Raw genomic sequence first — 23,169 nt, 5'->3', positions numbered from 1 at the left:
TAATTTCATTCATGAATATTGAAGAGTTTTTTGAGTTAAGTGCTGGAAAATGGTTTTCCCATCGTACTATTCATTATTTAGCTTTGAATCAATCTGAACATGGCAAGTCAGAGATTGTCATTGAGACACTGCCAGCAGAACATCCAGAAGTGAGTAAATTGTGTCAACAGTACGAAATTAATTCTAGTTCCGCCTCCTGTGGTCTTAAAGTCACCTGGAACGGCACAACAGAACGGGAGCAAGTAAAACATAGTGGTTCAACTGTGTTAGTTTCAATACCTGATACCGATAATCCACGGCAAGGCAAGTTACTTAGACAAATAGTTGATACCAACGAAACTCCAGTTCACGGACGTTATCAGATAGACAGTGATGGTGCTTTGACTTTAAGTATAGAAGATGAAACCATGAAGTCTGAGGAGCGTCTCTGGTTTGCTAGCCCCAATTTGCGAATGCGGGTGAATGTCTTAAAGCGTTCTGCTGGGTTAAGTATCACTTCCTTTACTTCTGAGATTCGTTTGGGTGGCTTTCCACCTGCGGCGAAGGCGAACGAGGCAGCTAGTTCAGTTTCGAGTTAATTTGAATACAAAATATTCCCCCTTTTGTTCGGGGGAATTGCATTTAACATTTGAATACAGGTATGACAAAAATCTCTAGACGTAAACACCAAATTAGCAAAGCGTCCAAATCAAGCCTTTTGCTGTTTCTTTAAACAAATTTTTAACGAGTCAGTTAATTCAATAGACACTCTTAACACCCAAAAACTCAAATCTATGTAATTAAACTTACTACAAAAAGGGAAGTCGAGGCTGCTATTGGCAGCCCCAACTTCTCTACATATAATGATAATCATTCTTAATGATTGAGGATTTTATTTTTTGTCAGTCCCTTTGTTGACCTGTAGCGAGACTTTTTAGATTTGTAAAAAGTTGGCGATCGCCTGAGGTAATGGCAGTACAATCACAACCAACAAAGCCATTCCTAACAATCCCAAAATATCACGTCCATTATCCAATTCAGTAACATCATTCAGGGCAGGTTCATCAATTAATGGCATAAATAATAAGATAATTGCCCACAACAAAAATTCTTCTCGAACTAAAGAAAGTAATAGTAATAGTATACGAGCTATTTGACCAATTACAATTGCAGTTCGTTGTCCAAACATGGCATGGACAATGTGACCTCCATCTAGTTGTCCCACAGGCATTAAATTTAAAGCAGTGACAACTAATCCCAGAAAACCAGCTACTGCAACTGGATGCAAGTCAAGAGCGGATTTTGCTGTTAATTCGCTACCCAAAGCTAACTTCGAGAGTAGCGCTAATAAAATAGAATATTTGGGATTGAGGGCATCAGGATTCAAAAGTTGAGTTTTTTCTGTTAGGGGAACCACATCAGAATGAGCCAATCCCCAGATTAATACTGGCAAGGTGACGACAAAGCCTGCAATTGGCCCAGCAATGCTAATGTCAAATAAAGCTTTACGGTTAGGAATTGGACTACGCATTTGAATGAATGCCCCAAAAGTTCCCAAGAAGAAAGGCACGGGAATAAAGTAAGGCAATGTCGAGCGAATCTTGTAAAATTTAGCTATTAAATAATGTCCAAGTTCATGAGTGCCTAAAATCGCCATTAATCCTAGAGCATAGGGCAATCCCTTGAGTAGGATATCTGGATTAGATAGAACTTCGAGCAAAGATTTTATTTCCCAGATTCGTGGCAGAGAAACATCAGCAATTTCTACTCCCACCAAAGTAGTAGTTATCAAAGTAGCGAATAGCAATAAAAGTGCTAAACCTGGGCGAGTTAACTGTTGTTGGTCGCGTCGTGGTGTATTTGTCTGTTTCGCAGCTTGAGTATTGGGAACTAGTACAAAGAAAGGTTTGCCATTGAAACCTTCTTGAAAGATTAATAGAAAGCGATCGCCAAATTGTGCTTCAATATTACTCTTAATCTGCTGATAAGCGTTGCTAGCTTTGGTTCGCAACTGACCTCGACAAATCACTGCTTGTGGTCGATACTCAATATTTTGGACGTAATATACAGACCAAGGAAAACAATTTCGCAGTTGAGTTTCTTCCCTTGGTTCAATGGGACGCACTGTTGTTTCTACGGGAGGCTGGATAATTGGCTGTGATTCCGGGGCTTGGGTTTGGGCTTCGGTCTGAGTATCTGTTGGTACTCGACGCCCCCATTGAAACAATATCCAGTAGAACACTATGGAGATAAATAAAGACCACATAAACAATCCTACTGGCGGAGGTTGTTTCGCCCCGTACATCAGCATCCATCCAATCAACAGCAATGCTGGTGTCATTAAAACCAACCACAACAACCATACTGGCGTCCGGGTGATCTGAGCGACCCTATGCTGCACCATTAGATAAGTAGCTAGCCCCAGTAGGAGGAGAAACAAAAACCAAAATTCCATATTATCTTCAGTATTTTTGACAAAACGCCCTGCCGATAGCTTTAGCACCATCGCCTTAACACCAGGCAGACCTCAAACCCGAATCTTTTTAACAATGGTTACCAGTGCTAGTTAAAGCTTAAGTTTCAATCCTTGAGAATTTTCACACTATAACCAGATCATCCACAACTCCTGAGTTTCAGTTCTTTATATTATGTCTCCTTTACCTCAACAACCAAGTCGCACAACCAACCCACCACGGGCTGTGTTTGTTGACGAAATTCCTAGCAAAGATTCTCTGGGAAGGAATTTCGCACAAGAGAGTATTTTTGCTTTTCCACCCAATCGAGACACATTAGGGGGAACCTCTTATTTTATTGTAAGAAATGAAAGCAACATCCTCATAGACTGCCCTACCCTAAACCAAACAAATCAAGATTTTTTAACAGCGCATGGGGGCGTGGATTGGTTATTTCTCACCCATCGAGGTGCTATTGGCAAGACCCCTGAAATTCAGCAAATTTTTGATTGTAAAGTCCTGATTCAAGAGCAAGAAGCTTATTTATTACCAGGTTTAACCGTAACTACTTTTAGTCAAGAATTTACTACTGATGCAGAAATACAAGTGATTTGGACACCAGGTCATTCTCCTGGCTCATCTTGCCTATACTACAGCCAACTTGGAGGCATACTGTTTTCTGGTCGCCATTTAGTCCCCAACCAGCAAGGTCAAGCAGTACTATTACGGACAGCCAAAACTTTCCACTGGCCGCGACAAATTAACAGTCTTCGATTGTTATTAGAACGTTTTACACCAGAAACTCTTCAGTACATTTGTCCAGGAGCCAATATAGGTTTTCTTAGAGGCAAGCGGTTCATAGCTCAAGCTTATCAGCACCTTGCCTCTGTTGATTTACAAGTTTTGTTGCAGATATCCAGACAGCTTCTATGATTTTACGCTGGTATACGTATCGTTAGCGGGTTAAAGAGTATCATAAAATTTTCAAGTCGGGATGTCAGGTGGAAAGATTATGTAATTGTTTAAAGTTAAATGAAGCGGCAATTAACATCATAATTCTGGAAAAATAGCTTTTGATAATACCGAATTAAACTTTTATACAATCAACCTTTACTGGAGCAATTTTTTTGATGRCAACTCAACTTACTCATCGCAAAATTATTCTCGACACCGACCCAGGTGGAGATGATATCTATACCTTCCTGTGGCTTGTGAGCTTAGTCAAACAAGGATTTGCTGAACTTGTCGCTGTTACTTCCGCAGATGGCAATGTTGCTGCTAAATGCACATTTTCTAGTGCTAGCCAGATTTTAAATTTAACAGGATTCCCACACATTAAAGTGGCTCGTGGTGTCCTTGCAAAAAGAGAAATTATAGAAGATGCCAGCCATATTCATGGTTCGGATGGGATGGGCAATCTTTCTCAGACTTTACCCCCTACCACCCACACTTTTGAAGATGCTCTGTACTCTGATGAACTGATTATCAATGAGTTGAACACTGCTCCGGGAGAAATTACCATTGTAGCGATCGCACCCTTGACCAACCTCGCAGCAGCAGAAATAAAAAGTCCCGGCATCCTCAAAAAAGCGAAGGAAATCGTGATTATGGGGGGTGCTTTCTTCTGTCCTGGTAATGTGACTCCTCATGCTGAATTTAATATTTGGTTTAATGTTGAAGCTGCTCAGACAGTATTTGATAGCCGAGACGATATCGTTGTGTTGCCGTTGGATGTAACCCGACACTTAATTTTCACGCGAGATATGGCTGTGACAGTCACTCAGGCGAATCCAGAGGGTAAACTTTCTCAGTTTTTGAGGGGTCTTTGTGAGTTTATGATTGGCACAGCCTTGAGTTATCGAGAGACAGCAGGAATTTCAGGTTTTCTTGTCCATGATGCAGCAACATTAGGATACTTGTTTTATCCAGAAACTCTGATGTTGAAAAGAGCAAAAGTCCGGATTGAAACAAAGGGACAGTGGACACTAGGACAGACATTGATTGATAGTCGTCCTGCTCCGAAAATAGCAGCAAATGCCTGGGTGGCATTGCAGGTAGATAAGGACAAATTTTTTACCAGCTTCGTTGAAGATTTGAAGCACCTATTCTAAGCGCTAATATTTAAGCTTCTCTTGTAGAGGCGCTTGCTCTTGATTTTAGGTTAGTAGTTAGTGGCAATTTTCACTAGTTGTTTCAAAATGTAACCACTGGCGATCGTAAGAAAGAATTTATTCAAAGATGAAATTCCTTAGGCAACTGATTTTCTATTTGACATTTGCTTCACTTAAATTCACGATTACAGAGATTTATCTGGGAGCAAACAAGCTTTAGAAACGCAAGCATGATCAAGCGGTTGCTAAGAGTATTTCGATTAGGGACAGACAAATAAAAAAACATCCCAAATTTTATTTTAGGATGGGTATCTTCACCCGTCCCACATTCAGGGCGGGCTTTCCTGCCCACCCCACAAGAGGGATGATTTATTTTCTGGAAATCCTCAAAGGACTGACAAATAAAAAAATATCCCAGTGTTCACAGTCATCAGTCATCAACTTCTAACTTTTTAAGTTTTTCCGGCCACAACTGAGTTTTCTAGCAACAGTTCCATTGCTGCTTGATATTGCAAATCCGCAGTTGTGGCAATCTCTTCGCGATTCAAGGGTGCTTGGGAAATCACTCGATCTGGCTTAATACCTAGTTTGTTAATATCCCGATGTTTAGGAGTTTCATACTTAGCAATTGTTACTGCTAAACCCGAACCATCTGATAATTCAAACAAAGATTGAATTAAACCCTTACCAAAAGTAGTTTCGCCTACCAACTGGGCACGCCCATTATCTTGGAGTGCGCCAGCAAGAATCTCACTCGCACTGGCAGTTCCTTGATTCACCAAAATCACCAGAGGATCGCTTGTCAAAGCAGGGCCAGAAGCTTCAAAACTACCCTGAATGCCTTCTCGGTTAACAGTGTAGACAATAGTGCCAGAGTCTAACCACAGACGGGCGATTTCAATTCCAGCTTGTAATAGACCTCCAGGATTATTTCGCAAATCTAGAATGTAGGCAGCAGCGCCTTTTTTTTCTAGACTAGAAATAGTGTGTGCCAATTCCATAGAGGCGTTGGCATTGAATTGAGTAAGGCGAAGGTAGCCAATGGGTGTACCCTTCGGGGAAACACGCAATTCAGAAACCACAGGGTTAAGAGCAATGCGTGAGCGTCTAAGTCTAATTTCTGTTTCTGCTTCTCCATCTCGTTCGATTAGGAGAGTCACAAGGCTGCCACTGGGGCCGCGCATTTTCGCTGCAGCTTCATCAAGAGTGAGATTTTCAGTGGGAATACCTTCGATTTTGAGAATGCGATCGCGTGGTTTAATTCCCGCTTTATCTGCTGGTGAACCTGTGATGGGAGCCACTACTTCCAGCCTACCAGTTTCAGCATTGAGAGCAATTTGTAATCCCACTCCCGTTAGTTCTCCAGAAGTGTTTACCTGTAAGCTGCGGTATTGTTCTGGATCTAAAAAGCGGGTAAAAGGGTCGTCAAGGCTCTTGAGCATTGTCTGAATGGCCGTATAAGCTGCATTGGAATCGCTAAGCGGCTTCTCCAAAACTTTTTGTCGGACTGCCGCCCAATTTTGATGATTAAAGGTCTCATCCAGGTAAGTACGATTGACAACTCGCCAAACTTCAGAAACCAGCTTTTGTTGTGCCGTCAAAGCCAGTGTCGGCTGGGTAAGTGTACCCATAGCCAAACAAAACGCCATTAGCAGTGAAAATCCAACTCGGAAAAACTGTTTGTTCATGAACCCCATTATCAATTCCACCTCAACCCAATTGCCTACGATTGCCCACTTGTCCTGTTGTTGATGAAATCTATCTCTCGATTATGTTACTTTTTTTATAGAAGTGGTGCATTCTTCTCATCAAGTTATTTACTCAACTGATGCAGTTCATCCCACTCAGCAAACGATAAAATCTACTTTGTGCCCACCATTTTGTGTGTTGAGGCATAAAGAGACCGCAATACATTCCATCTTTACAGAGTGTAAAGTTTCTGAAAACTCTCTAGCACACTCAAAGCTCGCAAACAAAAAAGTCCCCTTTACTAAAATCCCAAAATTGCTAATTGGGAGAGAAGTCAGGACTCGGCGGCTTCTAGAAAGTCTGCAGAGGGTTATGCTGCTACTCTAGCCTGTGGCATCCCTTGGGAGAAGCTCGAAAGCCAAACTCACAAAATGCCGAGGCTTGGAACCCTTGAAACTTACGTCGCCGATTTACAACTTCAGAATTTATCAAACGCAACCGATTCTTAGGAACTTGAGATTGTATGGCCAACGTTTACGACTGGTTTGAGGAACGCTTGGAAATTCAAGCGATCGCTGAAGACGTTACTAGCAAGTACGTCCCTCCCCATGTCAACATCTTTTACTGCCTGGGTGGAATTACCCTAACTTGCTTTTTGATCCAGTTTGCCACTGGATTTGCCATGACGTTCTACTACAAGCCAACAGTCGCTGAAGCTTTCTCCTCAGTGGAGTACATCATGAATGAAGTGAACTTCGGTTGGCTAATTCGCTCCATCCATCGCTGGTCTGCCAGCATGATGGTATTGATGATGATTTTGCACGTCTTCCGGGTTTACCTCACAGGTGGTTTCAAAAAGCCTCGGGAACTGACCTGGGTGAGTGGTGTCATCTTGGCTGTAATCACCGTTTCCTTTGGTGTTACCGGCTACTCCCTGCCTTGGGACCAAGTTGGTTACTGGGCTGTGAAAATCGTTAGCGGTGTACCAGAAGCAATTCCTGTGGTTGGTGTTCTAATCTCTGACCTCCTGCGTGGTGGTTCGAGTGTTGGTCAAGCAACACTGACTCGTTACTACAGCGCACATACCTTTGTTTTGCCTTGGTTAATTGCAGTTTTCATGCTGTTTCACTTCTTGATGATCCGCAAACAAGGGATTTCTGGCCCTTTGTAATTTCAGGGATTAGCAAAAGGCAACATTTGTCAGTTTCCAGATCGAGATTGTTTGTTCTAAACTTATGGAACACAAGAAATTAAGTTCTACATAAGTTACAAAAAACAAACACTTGTATCGCAAGCCAAAAGCTTTAGATGCCCTCAAAGCGGCTGAGTGTAGATAAACGTAACGCTGCTAGCCGCTTGTTAGGTTTGTCTAATAGCTGATGGCTTTCAACAAATGCTTTAATTAAACTTAAGCAGGAGAGCACATTTAAAAATGGCAACACACAAAAAACCAGATCTCAGCGATCCCAAATTAAGAGCCAAACTCGCTAAAGGTATGGGTCACAATTACTATGGTGAACCGGCTTGGCCTAATGACCTACTTTACGTGTTTCCCATTGTAATCATGGGTTCGTTCGCTGCAATTGTAGCTCTAGCTGTGCTAGATCCAGCTATGACGGGTGAACCAGCAGATCCTTTTGCCACACCATTGGAAATTTTACCGGAGTGGTACTTATACCCAGTGTTCCAGATTTTGCGATCGCTTCCTAACAAACTTTTAGGAGTGTTAGCAATGGCTTCCGTACCTTTGGGACTAATCCTGGTTCCTTTTATTGAGAACGTGAATAAGTTCCAAAACCCCTTCCGTCGTCCAGTTGCAACTGCAGTCTTCCTGTTTGGTACCTTTGTCACTCTGTGGCTGGGTATTGGTGCTGCCTTACCATTGGATAAATCTTTGACCTTGGGACTATTCTAAATTAGTCACCAGATAGTGCTTTGACGCCTGTGAGTTTTAAGAGCATCTGCAAATGTGCTTTTAAAAAAATTAACAGGCGTCAATTTTAATAGTTCAGCTGAGATATTGGATTTGAAGTTTTGRATGAAAAAGCCTCAGAATTGGGCATCTATGAGTCAAAAGTCAGAATTAATTAGAAGTTTAGGATAATTGGTATGTTCATCGCTCAAATATTCTCCTAATTATTTAAGTATTCTGACTCTGTGTTGGTATAGCGTCCCGCTTTGAAGTTTCACTCTCAGTCAGTCTTAGTGCAACTTGAAAGCGAATTCTGACACTAAGCCCCGCAGTTTCTTTGACTTGCTCTTGAATTCTAAATTCTTATGCAAAAGCAATTCCAAAATTTAAAACCACTAAAAGTCAACAAATACAAACATTTTCACTTACTCAAGGTAAGTTGCTAGTTACAACCCGAGAATGCCAAAATTGTTCATGTTTTGTATTTTGTTRCACAGAATATGTCAATTTAGATTTTTAGATGTCAAAGAAATTTTGCACAAAGCGCAGAATTTAATCACTAGCAATTTGGGTTTACTTTTATTTAAGTCAAAGTTAGTGCTTACCATAGTGCAGCAAGACCATCTGACGGTTAGGAGCGAACTTAGTCTCCTAAACGAAGTCCAAGAATGGTTTGAGCAATTTTGTTTACAACATTTGTCTCAACTTGGTTGGTCAAAAACCCAACTCGATCGCCTCAATTTAGCATTAGCAGAAGGCTTTACCAATGCTGTTCGTCATGCTCATCATGCCTTACCACCAGAAACCGCCATTGACATAGGCGTTTATTTATGGATTGACCGACTAGAGATTAAAATTTGGGATTATGGAAAACCTTTCAATCCTGATGCGATTCCAGAGCCGAAGCCAGGCAGTCTGATAGTAGGCGGATATGGATGGTTTCTGCTACGGCGTTTGGCTGACCGTGTTGTCTACGAACGTGTTGCAGATGGGAGAAACTGTCTGCTGATTGTCAAATATTCTACAAAAGTACAAAAATCAAAGTTAGGTATTCAAGGATAAACCAGGGCAAAAATAGTTTTGCTCCCAATTTGAGATTTTGTGGAAAGTATGTAGTAAGTGTATTGCCTTAGAGCAGTTCCTTTGCAAACACTAACAGACACTATTGATTAGCTAAAGGGTTTTCCTAATTAATATCAACACGCAACATGAAGACCTAGGATAAACAAGTTAGGCAACGCAGTGGCTCAACCTTCCAATCACGATTTTGGCTAATCATTGAGCCATCCAATTCCAAATAAAACTATCAATAGAAACAGTATTTAGCAACCTAGTGTCTAGTTTTTGATTGATAAAAGTATACTCTTTTTTCATAATACATGAATTGGAGTATTATGTTTTTTCAGTTAAATTGCTTAACTATTATAATTTTTTGATGAAAAATCAAAGAGCAATCCTTGTATAAAAAGAATTTACTGAATACAGTAAAGATAGCATTCGAGTTGTAAAACCTCCTTTGTTAAGATTTGTCAGCAGTGTTGAGAGTCTTATTTTTGTTCTCCAACAAGTGCCATTTAGTGCTTAAAGAGATAGAAGATATAGGAGACAGAATATGACTAAGACAGCCCTAATTACAGGAATCACTGGTCAAGATGGCTACTATCTCAGCCATTTGCTCCTCAACCAAGGTTACCGAGTTGTCGGATTAGTACCCCCACACCGACAACCTAATTTGACAAAATTAGGAAAATTGGCAAATCAGGTAGAAATTTTTACGGTAGATTTGAGAGATAGTATGGCGCTGTTGACCGCTGTTGAACAACTACGTCCTCAAGAAATTTATAATTTAGCAGCTCCGAGTTTTGTACCCGATTCTTGGAAGGATCCCTTAGGAACTCTAGATTTAATAACTGGTACAGCCACTAGGCTGTTAGAAGCAGTACGGCAAGTTGGTTTGTCTACCAGATTTTATCAAGCCAGCAGTTCAGAAATGTTTGGTGATGTCTTGTTTTCGCCTCAAGATGAGGAAACTCCTTTTCGACCGAAAAATCCTTATGCTGCAGCCAAGATGCACGCCCACTGGACAATGGTGCATCACAGACAGCGTTATGGACTATTTGCCTGTAGCGGAATTTTATATAATCACGAGTCTCCTCTACGCGCACCTCAGTTTGTCACACGCAAAGTTTCTTTAGGAGTTGCATCGATTAAATTAGGTTTAACTGACACTTTACAAATAGGTAACCTAGATGCCAAACGCGATTGGGGTTTTGCAGGAGATTACGTAGAAGCGATGTGGCGGATGCTCCAAATAGATGAGCCAGAAGAATACGTGATTGGCACAGGGAGGCTACACAGTGTCAAAGACTTAGTAGTTACAGCCTTTGAGTCAGTAGAATTAGATTGGAAAAACCATGTAATCATCAATACTAACTTATTGCGACAAGATGAGCATTTTCAATTAGTTGCCAACCCTAGTAAAGCTAAAAGAAACCTTGGTTGGGAACCACAAGTCAGCTTTGAGCAACTTTTAGAAAAAATGGTCAAAACAGATTTAGAGCAGTTACAAAGCGGTGCGTTGGATGAAGTCCTTGCCGCAGGCATCGCCCCCTTGCCACGAATGTAAATAATCAAATATGCTCATTAATACAGTGACAGAAAACTTAAAATTAGGTAATAAAGTTAATCAAAAAACTAACCACGTTTTCGTGTTCTTAGAAATTTTTACCCAGGAAGGCGGTATTCAATCATATATAAAAGATATTTTTCGAGCTTATTTAAAATTGAATCAAGGCTATAAAGCGGAAGTTTTTTTACTGCGAGATAGTCCTAATTGCTTAAATTATTTTGCAAACGAAAATTTAAAATTTCATTACTATAAAAATCACTCTCCCCATTTGGGAAGAGTCAAAATCGCAGCAGCTTTACTCAAATGTCTGTTACAAAACCGTCCGCAGCAAGTTTTCTGCGGTCACATTAATTTAGCAGTATTAATCCAAACCCTTTGTCAGCCCTTGGGGATTCCCTACACCGTACTAACTTACGGCAAAGAAGTCTGGGAACCGCTCAAAAGTCAAGAACGTCGCGCCCTAATATCAGCAGCAGGAATTTGGACAATTAGTCGCTACAGCCGTGATCGCGCTTGTGTTGCCAATGGTCTAGACCCTAAAATGATACAGATGATGCCTTGTGCAATTGATGGGGATAAATTCACCCCTGGTTGCAAACAGCCAGAATTAGTTGAAAAGTACGGCTTAACTGGTGCTAAGGTGTTAATGACAGTGGCAAGGCTGTGGTCGGGGGATATTTACAAAGGCGTAGATGTCACGATTCGAGCGTTACCACAAATTGCCAAGGTTTTTCCAGAACTAAAATATTTAGTAATTGGTCGTGGTGATGACCAACCGCGATTAGCTCAACTTGCTGCATATTTAGGTGTGAGCGATAGGGTTGTGTTTGCTGGTTTCGTTGCCACAGAAGAATTAATGGAACATTATCGCCTTGCTGATGCCTATATTATGCCTTCTCAAGAAGGCTTCGGAATTGTCTATTTAGAGGCAATGGCTTGTCAAGTACCTGTATTATCTGGTGATGACGATGGGTCAGCTGACCCCTTGCAGGATGGTAAGCTGGGATGGCAAGTACCACACCGCAATCCTGATGCTGTAGCAGCAGCTTGTATAGAAATGTTGCAAGGCAATGACCAGCGCTGTAATGGAGAGTGGCTACGAAAACAAGCGATCGCTATGTTTGGCTTGGATGCGTTTGGGTTGAAATTGCAACAGTTGCTTCTGTCCTCAGTCCTCAGTCCTAATCACAAATGACCATAATGACTAAAATTGCTATTTAAGAGCGTGAGAAACTATGACTAAAATGTTCGATACAGCTAATATTAATAGATATTTTGTCCAATAGAAAACTTGCTATACTTGTATGAGCGCAAAAATCAAGTAAAAAAATTAAGGCTTGAGAACCTGTACAAAACTTTTAAGAGTAGCCCACCTGATCTAAGGCAACTCTTGAAGTCCAAAAAACCTTAATAATGCCTAATTAGTGGATTAAAGTAGCAAAGTTTCTCAAAATCTCACTCAAAGACAATTTAATTTATAACTAGGGTAAGCTTTATCTGAGCTTAAACCTGTAGAGTGGTGAATGCCGACACTGCTAGAACGTAGCAGGAAGAAATCTGGGCAATGTGTGACAAAGTTGAAGTTTGTTTAACTTTATCCAAATGTTGTATAGCGGAGAGCAGGACGACATTTAAAAATGAGCTTTAAGTCATCTCAATTAAATCTTTTAAATCTCCGTCCCTGGCTGACTCTGCTAGCAGTTATTTGGTTGCTAGCATCACTAGGCTTGGGTTGGTTAGTAAATTCGTTGTTAATTATTTTTGGGTTGCTGTTGTTAGCACCTATTGTGGCTTTCTTTGGTTTTCGTTGGTGGCTGCAACGCAACTTGATTGCTGACCAATGTCCCGTATGTAGATATGAATTTACAGCTTTAAATAATAGCCAGGTACAGTGTCCTAACTGTGGTGAGTCGTTGTTAGTACAGAATCATTTTCAGCGCTTGACACCAGCAGGCACTATTGATGTCAAGGCAATTGAAGTACCAACCCAATCATTGGAAGATTAGTCATTGGTAACTGACAAATGACAAAGAGCAAAGTCTGTAAAAGCTTCTGCGGCTTCCTGCTGGGTGCGCCGACTTGAGGCAATCTGATGTTACTCGCAGTGGCTCAACGGCAGTTTCTTTAAGCGGGGGAAAAGAGCCAACGAACTGCCTTAACTTTGCACGAGAGGACGAAGCACAAATGATTAATGACTATTTCTTTTGTTGCGAGATTGAGAGGATGTAGTTATACTCTTGCCCGGATAGTTCGCCTACGTATAGTGAGTATTTTCCTGCTTGCCAGTAACCAGAAAGTTCTGGTTTGCTTCCAGAGTAATTATCTGCTTGTACACAGAACTTTCCTCCAGGGCCGTCAATTAACAGGGTTGGTTGACCTTGGCTCTCTAGTGTTAATCGTAAGTAAGGCAGTGACTCTGTAACTTGGATAATTTGATTAGGTGCAGTGGTGATATTACCACATTTACTTTTGACAGACCCCCCAGACTTTCCCTTCAAAACTAGCGGATCTGGTTGCAAATTCCGGTTAATTTCGATCTGTGGTGTCTGTGCTAAATTAGCCTCAGTGAAAATTAAACTAATCGCTAAAGCTGTAGGAACAATCGTCAATAGACTAAACGCCTTCATTTTAATTAGTGCTCCAGATTTTTCTAGAGCAGTATAGTTATGTATACTCTGATTCAACAGACGACAGCGATTCCTACTTTGTTCCACAAATGCTAGTATATTTTAATACTTTAAAATCTAGGATTGTTGGGAAAAATTTGGAGAAGTAAGAGCTGCAAACAGATGCTTCATCAGTCGAATGTAGTGAAGTTAATCCTTCCTCTTGATTTTTTACTAATTATAATTTTTACAATAAATACAAGTTATAGTACTGATAACAGAAAGTGGGTTGCAAGATAAAAGAAAAAATATAATTTTCCCTGCCGAAAAAGGTCTTGCGAGACAGACATTAGCTAAAATCACTAACACAACCACCAAAGTAGAATTTGATTGGTATGTTGTTGAACAAGTGTCCTAGCTGAGGTAGGAAAATTGATGAACCCTCAAAGAGAAGAAGACTTGCAGCGTCGCCTCAATAAGCTAGAGGCAGAGATTAATTCCTCACCCAAGGTGGTTCCCCAATCACCAGAACAAAAACAGACATCTGAGTTTAGTTTTGCTAACTTAAACTTGCAACTAGAGCGATTTCGGATCTGGTTTGGGAGTTTATCAGGGGCGAAAAAGCTCTTGTTTTTGGGTGCAGCAGTGCTATTGGGCTTGGCGATAGTGCAAGCAGTATTCAAACTGGTTGCATCTGTAATCAGTCTGGCAGTTTTAGCAGTGTTAGTGTATGTTGGATACAAATTTTTTGTATCTAGTAGCTTTGAACGTAAGCGATAGTCTATTTTAATTGTGCCAATTAAGGCGTAGTAATAATGTCAAAGGGAATTATGCGATGACGACACCAACTGTGAGGAGAAGTAATCAATCTGGTCAGTCACAAGAACCAGAAAAAGCTAATTCGCTGCTGCTAGCCAGTAGGCGTTTTGCTGCTTGGGCGGCTGAAATCACACTAGTGGTTACTAGTGGGTTGATTCCCTTTGGCATTGGTGTCTATGCCAATTCTAGGAGTGATCTCAACCGAGTGCCCCTCAATCCCGTACTAGTAACAACGGAAAGAGCGATTGCTAGGCCATTAGCTTTGCCCGTTAGCTATGGCATTCGTAACGTAGCATGGCCGACTAATTTTTTGTGGACAATCGCGATATTAGCGCCTGTAACTCTTTCATGGTGGCAATTGTATTTATTGGGTAAAACTGGTAGCACAATTCCCAAACGTTGGCTAGGAGTGCGGGTTGTGAACGACCGAGGATCAGCACCCGGTTTGGCAGCAGTTGCAATCAGAGAAGGAGTTGGTCGTTGGACTATACCCATTTCCATCGCTTATCTACTGTGGCGTTACAGCTTTGCTTTTCCTAATTTAGGATTATTCACATTTTTAGCTGTGTTAATGGTGCTGGGTGAAGGGATAGCTTTACCGTCGCGTCACGGGGGGCGTCGCGCGCTGCACGATCAACTTGCAAATACTTATAGTATAGATGCAACTCGCCCCTTACCAGTTTCACTTTTTGCTAACAAACAAATCCAGTCTACTAACGATAGTGATCGCCAAGCAGAAGAATGGCAGCAGGGAAATGCAGAATTAGCCCCAACCGCAACTAAAACACCTCATCTGTGGCGGCGCATACAACAAAATCCTAATCTGACTTTGTTTGGAGTTGGGCTAGTAAGCATGACTGCTGTGCTGGCAACTTTAATAGGTACTCAAGTTTATATCCAAATTCAACAATCTCAGCGAGCAACTAAGCAAATCAACAGTCAACAGTTCCTCGAACTTGTCAAACAATTGAGTCCCGACTCTGGGGCTACCAATGAACAACGCCAAAGTGCAATTTTGGCCTTGGGTGGTCTCAAAGATCCACAGTCGATTCAATTTCTCGCAGATCTCTTGGTGAAGGAAACCAACCCCAGCCTCTTGGATACAATTCAACAAGCCCTGACAAGTATCGGTACCCAAGCCATCCCCGAATTAAAAAATAAGAATCAATTTCTAGTGAGTGAACTGGAGTCTTTGAACAGCAGTGCAACCCAAGAGCGAGAATTGCGGCAAGGGCGGCTACAAAGAAACCAGCAGACAATCAATAAAATTCTGTCTGTTTCTAATGGGAAAATCGAAGGTGTCGATCTCAGTCGCATCCAATTAGGTCAAAGCAGTACTCCAGGTAATTCCTCATTCAACTTGGTACTAGACAACATTGATTTGTCAGGAGTTAAATTAAAATCTGCAAATCTGAACCAAGCCAGTTTTAAAGCTAGCCGCTTTCGTAGCGTGGGTGAAGATGGACGTTGGGATACTTTCGATGATGTGATGGCTGATTTAAGCCAAGCTCAATTGCAGCAAGCTAATCTTACTGATGCCAATCTCAGCCGAGTTTTGATGAACCGTACCGATTTGAGTCGCGCCACTCTCAACAGAGCCAACTTATCCAATGCCCGTTTGTATGAGGCTAAACTCAATAGCACCCAACTAGTAGGAGCCGATCTGCGAAACGCAGTCTTGGAACAAGCCAGCTTAACTGGGGCAGATTTAGGTGACGCCAAATTGAACGAAGCCAATCTCTACGCTGCACGTTTAGGTCGCGTTACTGCCATAGGAACACAATTATCCTTTGCCAACTTAACTAATACCGATTGGGAAGGGGCAGATTTATCAGGAGCATATTTGGATCGGGCTAATCTCAGCAATGCGAACTTGAGTGCGACTCGTCTGACGGGTGCTGTTTTACGTTCTGCTCAAATGCAAAACGTTAACTTGCAAAATGCCGACCTCAGTCTTGCAGATCTACGGGGAGCAAATGTAGCCGGAGCAAATTTTCAAGGAACAATTCTCGCTCCTAGTAAACAAGATCCAGCCGATCAATTTGTCCAAACCCCAGATTTGGGCTCAGTATCTGCCGTAGTTCAAGGCGTTGATTTTTCTCAAGCCAAAAATTTAGATTCTAAGCAACTAGCGTATATTTGTACACAAGGAGGCATTCATCCCCGTTGCCCGTAAAATGAGATCAGGGAGATGAGGAGATGAGGAGGTGGGGTGATGGGGATATGGGAGAGAATTTCACCCCCATTACTCCACCGACCCAGTGCCCCATACCCTATGCCCAATGACAATTGAGAAAATGGTGTGAGGAATTGGGTTATGAAATATGTTCCATATTTGCTTTCTGTTTTGGGGGCTACCTTGGTTTGGAATTTGGCTCAACCAGCACAAGCTCAAGTAGCGTATGGTAGTTATATCGGTATTGGGCCAGCTATTGGTTTTACAGATGGTGTCCAAATTAGTGGGGTAATAGCTGGCCGTTACAAACTTTTGGAAGCACCAATTTCTCTGCGTGCCCAAGTGTTAATTGGTAATAATACGGCAATTGTACCGACAGTTTCTTACGATGTCCCTCTGAACTGGCAAGCTGATGCCTATTTAGGTGCTGGATTAGTGTTGGCTAGTGGTGGTGGTTCTTCTCCTGTGGGGGACAAAATTAGTTTTGCTTTACAGCCGGGGATTGATTATATGATTCCAAATAGCAATACTGTGCTTTTTGGCAACGCTATCATCGCTTTTGATGCCTACCGTGATAGTGGTGGTACAGCGATCTCTGTGCAAGGTGGTATCGGTTTGAGATTTTAACAGACTGGCAGCGTAGCGCGCACTTGTGTAGGAGACGCTGTTGCTAGCTTGCTTAAGAGCAGGGGTACGACAAGCTCAGTGACCATTGTAGATATCGCTATGTCTAAGAAGCGTTAAACTTCATTGCAAATTAAGAAGTTAGTCCAAACAACGTGATAGTTTTTGATGATGTCAAGCAAAAACCTTGAGCAGCGACTGCCGACGCTCAAGGTTTTTCAAGAGGAGAGACAGCATAGGATTAATACAGGAGAACACAGTGGTAATGGAATCAAATTTATTAAAGAATGCAGATGCAGATGAAATGAATCAATATTTCAGTGAATATGTTGCTAACTTACAACTTCACATGACTCTGCAAGCTCGCAATCTTGTTCCACCCCTGAAGCAAACACTGGTCGATAGTCGTCAGCAACTACTCCATCAAACCCAAGCCCACTTTGAAAAGCTAGTTTCTCGACAAGGCTTATAAATATATACATACTTTAATTAAAATTCAAATAAAATAAAGGCAGATATTGTTGGGTTAATACCAATGGTTATTCCCACAACATCTGCTTTTTCTGCTTTTTTAAGTATTGAGTTTCTAAAATCACCCTTTTGGCGCAATAGTCAGGAGCAGAAAGTAGTTAAGATGATTGCAACAGTTCTGACAAAGAGCAGTTAGTTAAGGCTAAATGGCGGCTGGAATAAAAATGACTTCATTACTTCCCCGAAACCTCAGCGTTGTCATCCGACCAGTCCAATACCGCGATCTGGATGGAATCGAGCGCATAACTCAAGAGTCATTCGCAGCCCTTACTCCCAAGGAAGCAGATTTTGCCATCAGCCAGATGCAATGGTTGCGTCGCTGGTATGGATTACTCAAATTTTTGAGTTGGTTTCCTAACCCGCTACAGTATCGCCTTTGTGCTTACGTAGCAGAGCAAGGGCGTATACTTCTAGGGATGATTCAAGTATCACCTTTTAATCGCACACGCAGTACTTGGCGGATTGATCGAGTGCTATTAGAGCGCGGTGTCGATAAACAAGGAATTGGCTCCCAGCTTTTGCGTCATTGCTTTGAATCGATTTTGGAAGCTCGCACTTGGCTACTGGAAGTTAACATCAACGACATAGAAGCGCTGGCATTGTATCGCCAAAACGGATTTCAGCGTCTGGCAGAAATGACATATTGGGAGATCGAGCCTCAATTGTTGATTGAATTGGCACAAGCAGAGCCAGATTTGCCCAACCTCTTGCCAGTCAGCAATGCTGATGCTCAGTTGTTATATCAATTAGATACAGCATCAATGCCACCTTTGATCCGTCAAGTTTTTGACCGCAATACCCGCGACTTTAAAACCAGTTTGTTCGGTGTTTTAACTGATGCTGTCAAGCAATGGGTAACCAAAACAGAAGTAGTGAGCGGTTATGTATTTGAACCCCAACGCAAAGCGGCGATTGGCTATTTTCAAGTGCAACTTGACCGCAAGGGACAAGTCCCCCACGTTGCAACGCTGACAGTTCATCCTGCTTACACCTGGCTTTATCCAGAATTACTATCTCAACTGGCTCGGATTGCCCAAGATTTTCCCCAGCAAGGCTTACAATTAGCTTCCTCAGATTATCAGGCAGAGCGAGAAGAATATTTGGAGCGAATCGGGGCAAAACGCATCGAACACACGCTAATTATGTCTCGCTCGGTGTGGCACAAGTTACGTGAGTCAAAATTCGTCTCCTTAGAAGGAATTCAGTGGACTGATATGCTACAAGGTCTACAACCAGCTCGCAAACCCATACCAGGCGGAATGTCGTGGGTACAACCACCATCGCCATCGTCAGATAGACCACAGCCAAGCAAATCAGAACCAATTAATTTTTCCGGAAAAAACACTAGCATAGAAGCATCGCCAATTCCGGAATCACTAGATACACAGCAGGAGAATTAGGTGATACCCCAACAGCAAGCAAAACCGTTTATTTCAGCTTTGGGATTAGATTTCGGTCGCAAGCGGATTGGTGTGGCTGGGTGTGATCGCACCGGTTTGATTGCCACGGGGATCGTTACAATTGAGCGTGCATCTTTTGATTGGGATGTCGAGCAAATCCGACAAATAGTTAATGAACGCCAGGTGCAAATCCTGGTTATAGGTTTACCTTATTCAATGGATGGCTCAATAGGATTTCAGGCACGTCAAGTTCAAAAGTTTGCTAAAAGACTTGCCAAAGCGCTGAATTTGCCTGTGGAATATGTTGATGAACGATTAACTTCATTTCAAGCAGAACAACTGTTAATTGCTGAAAATCGCTCTCCATCACGCCATAAAGGTTTGATTGACCGCAAGGCAGCCTCTTTGATTTTGCAACAATGGCTCGATACTAGGCGTACTAATTCCCGCACTTCAGTGGCGGCTATTGAGTATTGATACCTTTTAACATGATATTCTGAAAACGATTACCCAGCATTTGGATCTACGTGTAAAGCTATTTGATAGTTAAACGATTTACGAACTTGCTGGTATTTATTAAAGTTATACATTTGGCCATGTCTTTCTCTCCATTTCCTGAAGAAAATGATAACGCTCATGAGGGTTCCATCACTTTGACCGATGACAAAGGGCGATCGCTCGAATGTTATATAGAGCATTCCCTGGAGGTAGATGGGCAAGAATATGTTTTACTTCTTCCTGTAGACTCACCTGTCGAAATTTTTTCTTGGCAAGGTGAAGATGAGGAGGAAGAAGCAGTTCTTGTAGAAGATGACAGCATTATTGAGCAAATTTTTAGCACTGCCCAAGCTGTACTATCTGAGCAAAACTTAACATTGAAGAATACAGCTTATGCTCTGACAGTTGCAGGTGATTTACCGCCAGTTGAAGAATCAGAACTTTTTACTTTAGAAATTGAAGACGAAGAAGCAGATTTAGAGCCAGAGCAATTACAGCTACTCGCTAGCTTCTATGATGAACACCAGGAGTATGCAATTTATACACCCCTGGATCCACTATTATTTTTTGCAAGAATAGCGAAAACAGGTGAACCCGAATTACTTTCTCCAGAAGAGTTTCGCAAAGTACAGCCTTTGTTAGAGGAACACCTTTTTAATGAAGTAGAATAAGATGCAAAAATAAAATTTAAAATTAACATTTTGAATTTTTTGATTGGGATTACCCAAATATTTTGCTATGCTCCATTAAATATAGAAGCAATAAAACATTACACCTGCCTGAAAAATAGGGTATTAGGCGTTGGCAATCTAAAATACAAAATTGCTATGAAGTGCTAAAACTGGCTTATAGCAAGTTTTTATTAAGTAAATTTAAAAAGTCATTCAGCATCGGTATTGATGAAGAAACTGATTTGTGTGCCAATGTAGAACCTCTACAAAGCGATCAACTCACGAATACTTTAGAAGAAACCACAGAACTGGCTTTAGCAATTAATAATGAAAAAGCTAGTTTAAAAGTGATTACTAGACCAATATTATTGGAGGTAAGACGTAGAGCTAGTTATCCAATTAGTTTATTTTTTGTAAATTGACTTTAATGTAGAATACAGAAAAAAGTCTGAATGGTTATTGTGACTTTATTATCAGTCTTTCTAAACAACTAATAATTAATGTGCCTGTGGTAATTATTATCGAAGCAAAAAATGAAAATCTTAAAGGTGGATGGGATCAATGTACCGCAGCAATGTTAGCAGCACAATTATCTAATCAACAAAAAGGAAATGAAATTAAAAAAATTGATGGTGCGGTAAGAACGGGAGATATTTGCAAGTTTTTGAAGTTAGTAGAAAACGAGATATTTATTGATTTGAATAATTATTATACTAAAGAGATAGATAAAATTTTAGGTATTTTATCTGAAAGTGTTCATGGAGATATTCCAGGATTGAGTTCGACTAACTAAACTGTATTGGGTTATGCTCGTTTCTCTAGAGCTATTTATATTTGCCTGTTGACTATGACCTGGAACAATCTTTTACAGCCTGACTTAATTTTAGAAGGTTCAGTGTTAAACCTGACACCAGATATTATCCAACAGTCTGGTCTCAAGGGGCTGGTATTGGATGTAGACGAAACTTTGGTACCCTTTAGAGTAGGAATAGCTTCCCCAGAACTACAAACGTGGGTAAAGGAAATACGTGGTTGTACTGCATTGTGCTTGGTGAGCAATAATTTGAGTGAAGCGCGAATTGGTGGAATTGCGCGATCGCTCAACTTACCTTACTATTTGGGTGCAGCTAAACCTTCCCGACGTAAAATTAGAGCCGCACTGCAAGCAATGAATTTACCTGTGCATCAAGTAGGGATGGTAGGCGATCGCTTGTTTACCGATGTTTTAGCAGGTAATCGCTTGGGAATGTTTACCATTTTGGTTGAACCGATTATTCATCCAGAGGCCGCACTCCGCTCTCATCCTGTGCGAAATTTTGAAGTTTGGGTATCTGAAATACTCGGAGCCTCTATTACGCCCAAGAAAAACAAAATTCACAAAACTTGAGAAATCATCAGGAAAGTAAATCTAAAGAAATAATTAAGGAATCTTACTGGAATCCAAAAATCGGGGATCATAGGTATTAATAATATGGAGTCAGCTAAAAAAGACTCTAGCGAATACTAAATAAATATAAACTCGTAAAGCGTCAGCCTTCACTTATAGAAGGACTGGCGCTTTACAAATTGGGGATTAAGTATGGGGCATTGAGGAGCCAGTTGCATGGGCGGGTCTCCCGACTTGTGTGAACTGGAGTTATTGGAAATTAAATTTTACATGTTAGAAAAACCTTCCCCAGTCCTTGTTAAAAGTATATTACATTAACTGTGAAAAGTATTTCATAATGCTACATAAAAGTGATACTATATTACTTAATTTTACTTAAATACTTATTAAATAATGTTACAACAAAATTCTTTTCTTGTGGGAAAACCAGTACCTCCAGAGCATTTCGCTGGGCGAACATCAGAAATTGCGGCAGCCTTCGATCAAATTTATAATCGCAGCCACCTAGCGATTTGGGGGGGACCAGGGATGGGGAAAACCTCGTTTTTGCAGAAATTAGAATCACCCCAAGCTTGGGAAGACCACGGAATGGACTCATCTCAAGCTGTAATTGTTCGTTTTAGTTGCGAGAATATTACTCCTTTCACTCCCTCGGATTTTTGGGGAGAAATACTAAGTCTTGTCAAAGATAAATTAGCAGCATTGGAGGGTGAAATTGATGCAATCTTGCAAGTAGGAAAGCCAACTAAAGATAGCCTGCGACAGATATTGCGAAAGCTGAAAGTACAAGATAAATATCTAGTGTTGCTGATAGATGACTTTCATGTAGCACTCGAGACGAACCAGGAATACGATGAAGATGCGATGCAAAAGTTTTTGAGTGAGTGCCGTAATTTAGCTGTTCACTCTGCAGAAGGACAACACATGTCGATGATTGTTACTTCGCTAAAGCGTCTCAATGAACTAGGCCCAAAGCTCAATCCGAATGCTTCTCCGTGGTACAACCATTATCTATTTTTACGACTTAAAACATTTAATAACCTGGAAATTGACGATATATTTAAGATATTAAGAGTACCAGAGTTACGGGAAGCAATTAAAGAAATTACAGGCGGACACCCATCTTTACTACAAATATCTGGTTTTTTACTCCACAGAGATTTACTGACTGCAAATGCGCCAAATGTAGATAAATTTGTTAATGAGTTTGAAAGTGTAACGCAACAGATTTTTGACAATATTTGGCAAAGGTGTAGTGAAGTAGAACAAACTTTACTGATGCTCATGGCTCTTTCTGCGTTAAAAGGTCGCCTGCATAAACAAAAACAATTTGATGTCAGTGGTATTGAATTAATTTTTAGCCAAAGAGAAGCAGAGCTAATCAAACTAGAAGAACAAGGTGTAGTGACTCACACTGTTCATGAAGAGAAAAATGTTTACTCTTTCACTTCATCAACAATGGAGCGTTGGGTAATTCAACAACTTTGGCAAACAGATGATAAGTGGTTGCAAGCACAAGAAAAAGTTTTTTTTAATTTGATGAGTCGCCAACAAATGAACAAATTTACTACAGCTGTTAAATGGTTATCAAAGAATCAAGATAAAATTCCCAAAATTATAGAGTGGTTTGGTAAGTTAGTAGCTGCTTTACCAAAAGGATTGAGCTTACCAGGTAATTAGCATG

23 protein-coding genes are annotated in these 23,169 nt (G+C 41.0%); 20 read left to right on the top strand and 3 right to left on the bottom strand.

Going from position 1 to position 23,169, the window contains the following annotated elements; genetic code table 11:
* Positions 1–11 precede the first annotated feature (11 nt).
* Complete coding sequence (locus FCR06_RS01325) at positions 12–578, top strand: phycobiliprotein lyase (protein WP_138497055.1); 567 nt, start codon at positions 12–14, stop codon at positions 576–578.
* A 335-nt stretch (positions 579–913) separates the two neighbouring features.
* Here FCR06_RS01325 and FCR06_RS01320 read toward each other — a convergent pair whose 3' ends face one another.
* Entirely contained in the window at positions 914–2,434 is a 1,521-nt protein-coding gene (locus FCR06_RS01320) for a site-2 protease family protein (protein ID WP_138497167.1), read from the bottom strand.
* A 193-nt stretch (positions 2,435–2,627) separates the two neighbouring features.
* Between FCR06_RS01320 and FCR06_RS01315 the strand changes: the two genes are divergently transcribed.
* Positions 2,628–3,365 (top strand): MBL fold metallo-hydrolase, encoded by a 738-nt coding sequence (locus FCR06_RS01315; protein WP_189523292.1) that lies wholly within the window; start codon positions 2,628–2,630, stop codon positions 3,363–3,365.
* Between the two features lie 197 nt (positions 3,366–3,562).
* Positions 3,563–4,543, top strand: coding sequence for a nucleoside hydrolase (locus FCR06_RS01310; protein ID WP_138497054.1), 981 nt, complete (start codon positions 3,563–3,565; stop codon positions 4,541–4,543).
* Positions 4,544–4,995: 452 nt separating this feature from the next.
* Here the strand turns inward: FCR06_RS01310 and ctpA are convergent, their stop codons facing one another.
* Entirely contained in the window at positions 4,996–6,240 is a 1,245-nt protein-coding gene (gene ctpA / locus FCR06_RS01305) for a carboxyl-terminal processing protease CtpA (RefSeq protein WP_138497053.1), read from the bottom strand.
* Positions 6,241–6,755: 515 nt separating this feature from the next.
* On the opposite strand from ctpA, the gene petB reads away from it, so the two are divergent.
* From petB to FCR06_RS01275, 6 genes are all read left to right on the top strand, one after another.
* Complete coding sequence (petB, locus tag FCR06_RS01300; RefSeq protein WP_138497052.1) at positions 6,756–7,403, top strand: cytochrome b6; 648 nt, start codon at positions 6,756–6,758, stop codon at positions 7,401–7,403.
* Between the two features lie 261 nt (positions 7,404–7,664).
* Entirely contained in the window at positions 7,665–8,147 is a 483-nt protein-coding gene (gene petD / locus FCR06_RS01295) for a cytochrome b6-f complex subunit IV (RefSeq protein WP_138497051.1), read from the top strand.
* Between the two features lie 594 nt (positions 8,148–8,741).
* On the top strand, positions 8,742–9,206 hold the full coding sequence (locus FCR06_RS01290) for an ATP-binding protein (protein WP_138497050.1): 465 nt from the start codon (positions 8,742–8,744) through the stop codon (positions 9,204–9,206).
* A 550-nt stretch (positions 9,207–9,756) separates the two neighbouring features.
* Positions 9,757–10,770 (top strand): GDP-mannose 4,6-dehydratase, encoded by a 1,014-nt coding sequence (locus FCR06_RS01285; protein ID WP_138497049.1) that lies wholly within the window; start codon positions 9,757–9,759, stop codon positions 10,768–10,770.
* A 10-nt stretch (positions 10,771–10,780) separates the two neighbouring features.
* Complete coding sequence (locus FCR06_RS01280; RefSeq protein ID WP_138497048.1) at positions 10,781–11,968, top strand: glycosyltransferase; 1,188 nt, start codon at positions 10,781–10,783, stop codon at positions 11,966–11,968.
* A gap of 442 nt (positions 11,969–12,410) precedes the next feature.
* Complete coding sequence (locus FCR06_RS01275; protein ID WP_138497047.1) at positions 12,411–12,779, top strand: hypothetical protein; 369 nt, start codon at positions 12,411–12,413, stop codon at positions 12,777–12,779.
* 189 nt (positions 12,780–12,968) lie between these two features.
* Here the strand turns inward: FCR06_RS01275 and FCR06_RS01270 are convergent, their stop codons facing one another.
* On the bottom strand, positions 12,969–13,400 hold the full coding sequence (locus FCR06_RS01270) for a hypothetical protein (RefSeq protein ID WP_138497046.1): 432 nt from the start codon (positions 13,398–13,400) through the stop codon (positions 12,969–12,971).
* A gap of 414 nt (positions 13,401–13,814) precedes the next feature.
* Between FCR06_RS01270 and FCR06_RS01265 the strand changes: the two genes are divergently transcribed.
* The 11 genes from FCR06_RS01265 (at position 13,815) to FCR06_RS01220 (ending at position 23,165) form a co-directional block, all read left to right on the top strand.
* Positions 13,815–14,159: a hypothetical protein gene (locus tag FCR06_RS01265; RefSeq protein ID WP_138497045.1), complete on the top strand. Its 345-nt coding sequence runs from the start codon at positions 13,815–13,817 to the stop codon at positions 14,157–14,159.
* A gap of 55 nt (positions 14,160–14,214) precedes the next feature.
* On the top strand, positions 14,215–16,374 hold the full coding sequence (locus FCR06_RS01260) for a pentapeptide repeat-containing protein (RefSeq protein WP_138497044.1): 2,160 nt from the start codon (positions 14,215–14,217) through the stop codon (positions 16,372–16,374).
* A 141-nt stretch (positions 16,375–16,515) separates the two neighbouring features.
* On the top strand, positions 16,516–17,001 hold the full coding sequence (locus FCR06_RS01255; RefSeq protein ID WP_138497043.1) for a hypothetical protein: 486 nt from the start codon (positions 16,516–16,518) through the stop codon (positions 16,999–17,001).
* Between the two features lie 262 nt (positions 17,002–17,263).
* Positions 17,264–17,470, top strand: coding sequence for a hypothetical protein (locus FCR06_RS01250; RefSeq protein ID WP_138497042.1), 207 nt, complete (start codon positions 17,264–17,266; stop codon positions 17,468–17,470).
* Positions 17,471–17,675: 205 nt separating this feature from the next.
* Positions 17,676–18,929 (top strand): GNAT family N-acetyltransferase, encoded by a 1,254-nt coding sequence (locus tag FCR06_RS01245; RefSeq protein ID WP_138497041.1) that lies wholly within the window; start codon positions 17,676–17,678, stop codon positions 18,927–18,929.
* Positions 18,930–19,406 (top strand): Holliday junction resolvase RuvX, encoded by a 477-nt coding sequence (gene ruvX / locus FCR06_RS01240; RefSeq protein ID WP_138497040.1) that lies wholly within the window; start codon positions 18,930–18,932, stop codon positions 19,404–19,406.
* A gap of 119 nt (positions 19,407–19,525) precedes the next feature.
* Complete coding sequence (locus tag FCR06_RS01235) at positions 19,526–20,098, top strand: DUF3727 domain-containing protein (RefSeq protein ID WP_138497039.1); 573 nt, start codon at positions 19,526–19,528, stop codon at positions 20,096–20,098.
* A 161-nt stretch (positions 20,099–20,259) separates the two neighbouring features.
* Positions 20,260–20,520 (top strand): hypothetical protein, encoded by a 261-nt coding sequence (locus FCR06_RS33285; protein ID WP_223280001.1) that lies wholly within the window; start codon positions 20,260–20,262, stop codon positions 20,518–20,520.
* 80 nt (positions 20,521–20,600) lie between these two features.
* The gene (locus FCR06_RS33280) at positions 20,601–20,891 is read left to right on the top strand and encodes a hypothetical protein (protein WP_223280000.1); all 291 of its coding nucleotides are present in this window, start codon (positions 20,601–20,603) and stop codon (positions 20,889–20,891) included.
* A 54-nt stretch (positions 20,892–20,945) separates the two neighbouring features.
* Positions 20,946–21,485, top strand: coding sequence for a YqeG family HAD IIIA-type phosphatase (locus FCR06_RS01225; protein WP_138497038.1), 540 nt, complete (start codon positions 20,946–20,948; stop codon positions 21,483–21,485).
* 393 nt (positions 21,486–21,878) lie between these two features.
* On the top strand, positions 21,879–23,165 hold the full coding sequence (locus tag FCR06_RS01220; protein ID WP_138497037.1) for an ATP-binding protein: 1,287 nt from the start codon (positions 21,879–21,881) through the stop codon (positions 23,163–23,165).
* Positions 23,166–23,169: the final 4 nt, after the last annotated feature.

The organism is Nostoc sp. PA-18-2419 (assembly GCF_005869855.1).
Taxonomy (GTDB): domain Bacteria; phylum Cyanobacteriota; class Cyanobacteriia; order Cyanobacteriales; family Nostocaceae; genus Nostoc.
This window is presented reverse-complemented; position numbering and strand designations above follow the sequence as displayed.

Bases quoted from the DNA above. Each gene is read 5' to 3' on its own strand.
- FCR06_RS01325 (WP_138497055.1), top strand. From the start codon at position 12: ATGAATATTGAAGAGTTTTTTGAGTTAAGTGCTGGAAAATGGTTTTCC.
- FCR06_RS01320 (WP_138497167.1), bottom strand. From the start codon at position 2,434: ATGGAATTTTGGTTTTTGTTTCTCCTCCTACTGGGGCTAGCTACTTAT.
- FCR06_RS01315 (WP_189523292.1), top strand. From the start codon at position 2,628: ATGTCTCCTTTACCTCAACAACCAAGTCGCACAACCAACCCACCACGG.
- ctpA (WP_138497053.1), bottom strand. From the start codon at position 6,240: ATGGGGTTCATGAACAAACAGTTTTTCCGAGTTGGATTTTCACTGCTA.
- petB (WP_138497052.1), top strand. From the start codon at position 6,756: ATGGCCAACGTTTACGACTGGTTTGAGGAACGCTTGGAAATTCAAGCG.
- petD (WP_138497051.1), top strand. From the start codon at position 7,665: ATGGCAACACACAAAAAACCAGATCTCAGCGATCCCAAATTAAGAGCC.
- FCR06_RS01285 (WP_138497049.1), top strand. From the start codon at position 9,757: ATGACTAAGACAGCCCTAATTACAGGAATCACTGGTCAAGATGGCTAC.
- FCR06_RS01280 (WP_138497048.1), top strand. From the start codon at position 10,781: ATGCTCATTAATACAGTGACAGAAAACTTAAAATTAGGTAATAAAGTT.
- FCR06_RS01275 (WP_138497047.1), top strand. From the start codon at position 12,411: ATGAGCTTTAAGTCATCTCAATTAAATCTTTTAAATCTCCGTCCCTGG.
- FCR06_RS01270 (WP_138497046.1), bottom strand. From the start codon at position 13,400: ATGAAGGCGTTTAGTCTATTGACGATTGTTCCTACAGCTTTAGCGATT.
- FCR06_RS01265 (WP_138497045.1), top strand. From the start codon at position 13,815: ATGAACCCTCAAAGAGAAGAAGACTTGCAGCGTCGCCTCAATAAGCTA.
- FCR06_RS01260 (WP_138497044.1), top strand. From the start codon at position 14,215: ATGACGACACCAACTGTGAGGAGAAGTAATCAATCTGGTCAGTCACAA.
- FCR06_RS01255 (WP_138497043.1), top strand. From the start codon at position 16,516: ATGAAATATGTTCCATATTTGCTTTCTGTTTTGGGGGCTACCTTGGTT.
- FCR06_RS01250 (WP_138497042.1), top strand. From the start codon at position 17,264: ATGGAATCAAATTTATTAAAGAATGCAGATGCAGATGAAATGAATCAA.
- FCR06_RS01245 (WP_138497041.1), top strand. From the start codon at position 17,676: ATGGCGGCTGGAATAAAAATGACTTCATTACTTCCCCGAAACCTCAGC.
- FCR06_RS01235 (WP_138497039.1), top strand. From the start codon at position 19,526: ATGTCTTTCTCTCCATTTCCTGAAGAAAATGATAACGCTCATGAGGGT.
- FCR06_RS01225 (WP_138497038.1), top strand. From the start codon at position 20,946: ATGACCTGGAACAATCTTTTACAGCCTGACTTAATTTTAGAAGGTTCA.
- FCR06_RS01220 (WP_138497037.1), top strand. From the start codon at position 21,879: ATGTTACAACAAAATTCTTTTCTTGTGGGAAAACCAGTACCTCCAGAG.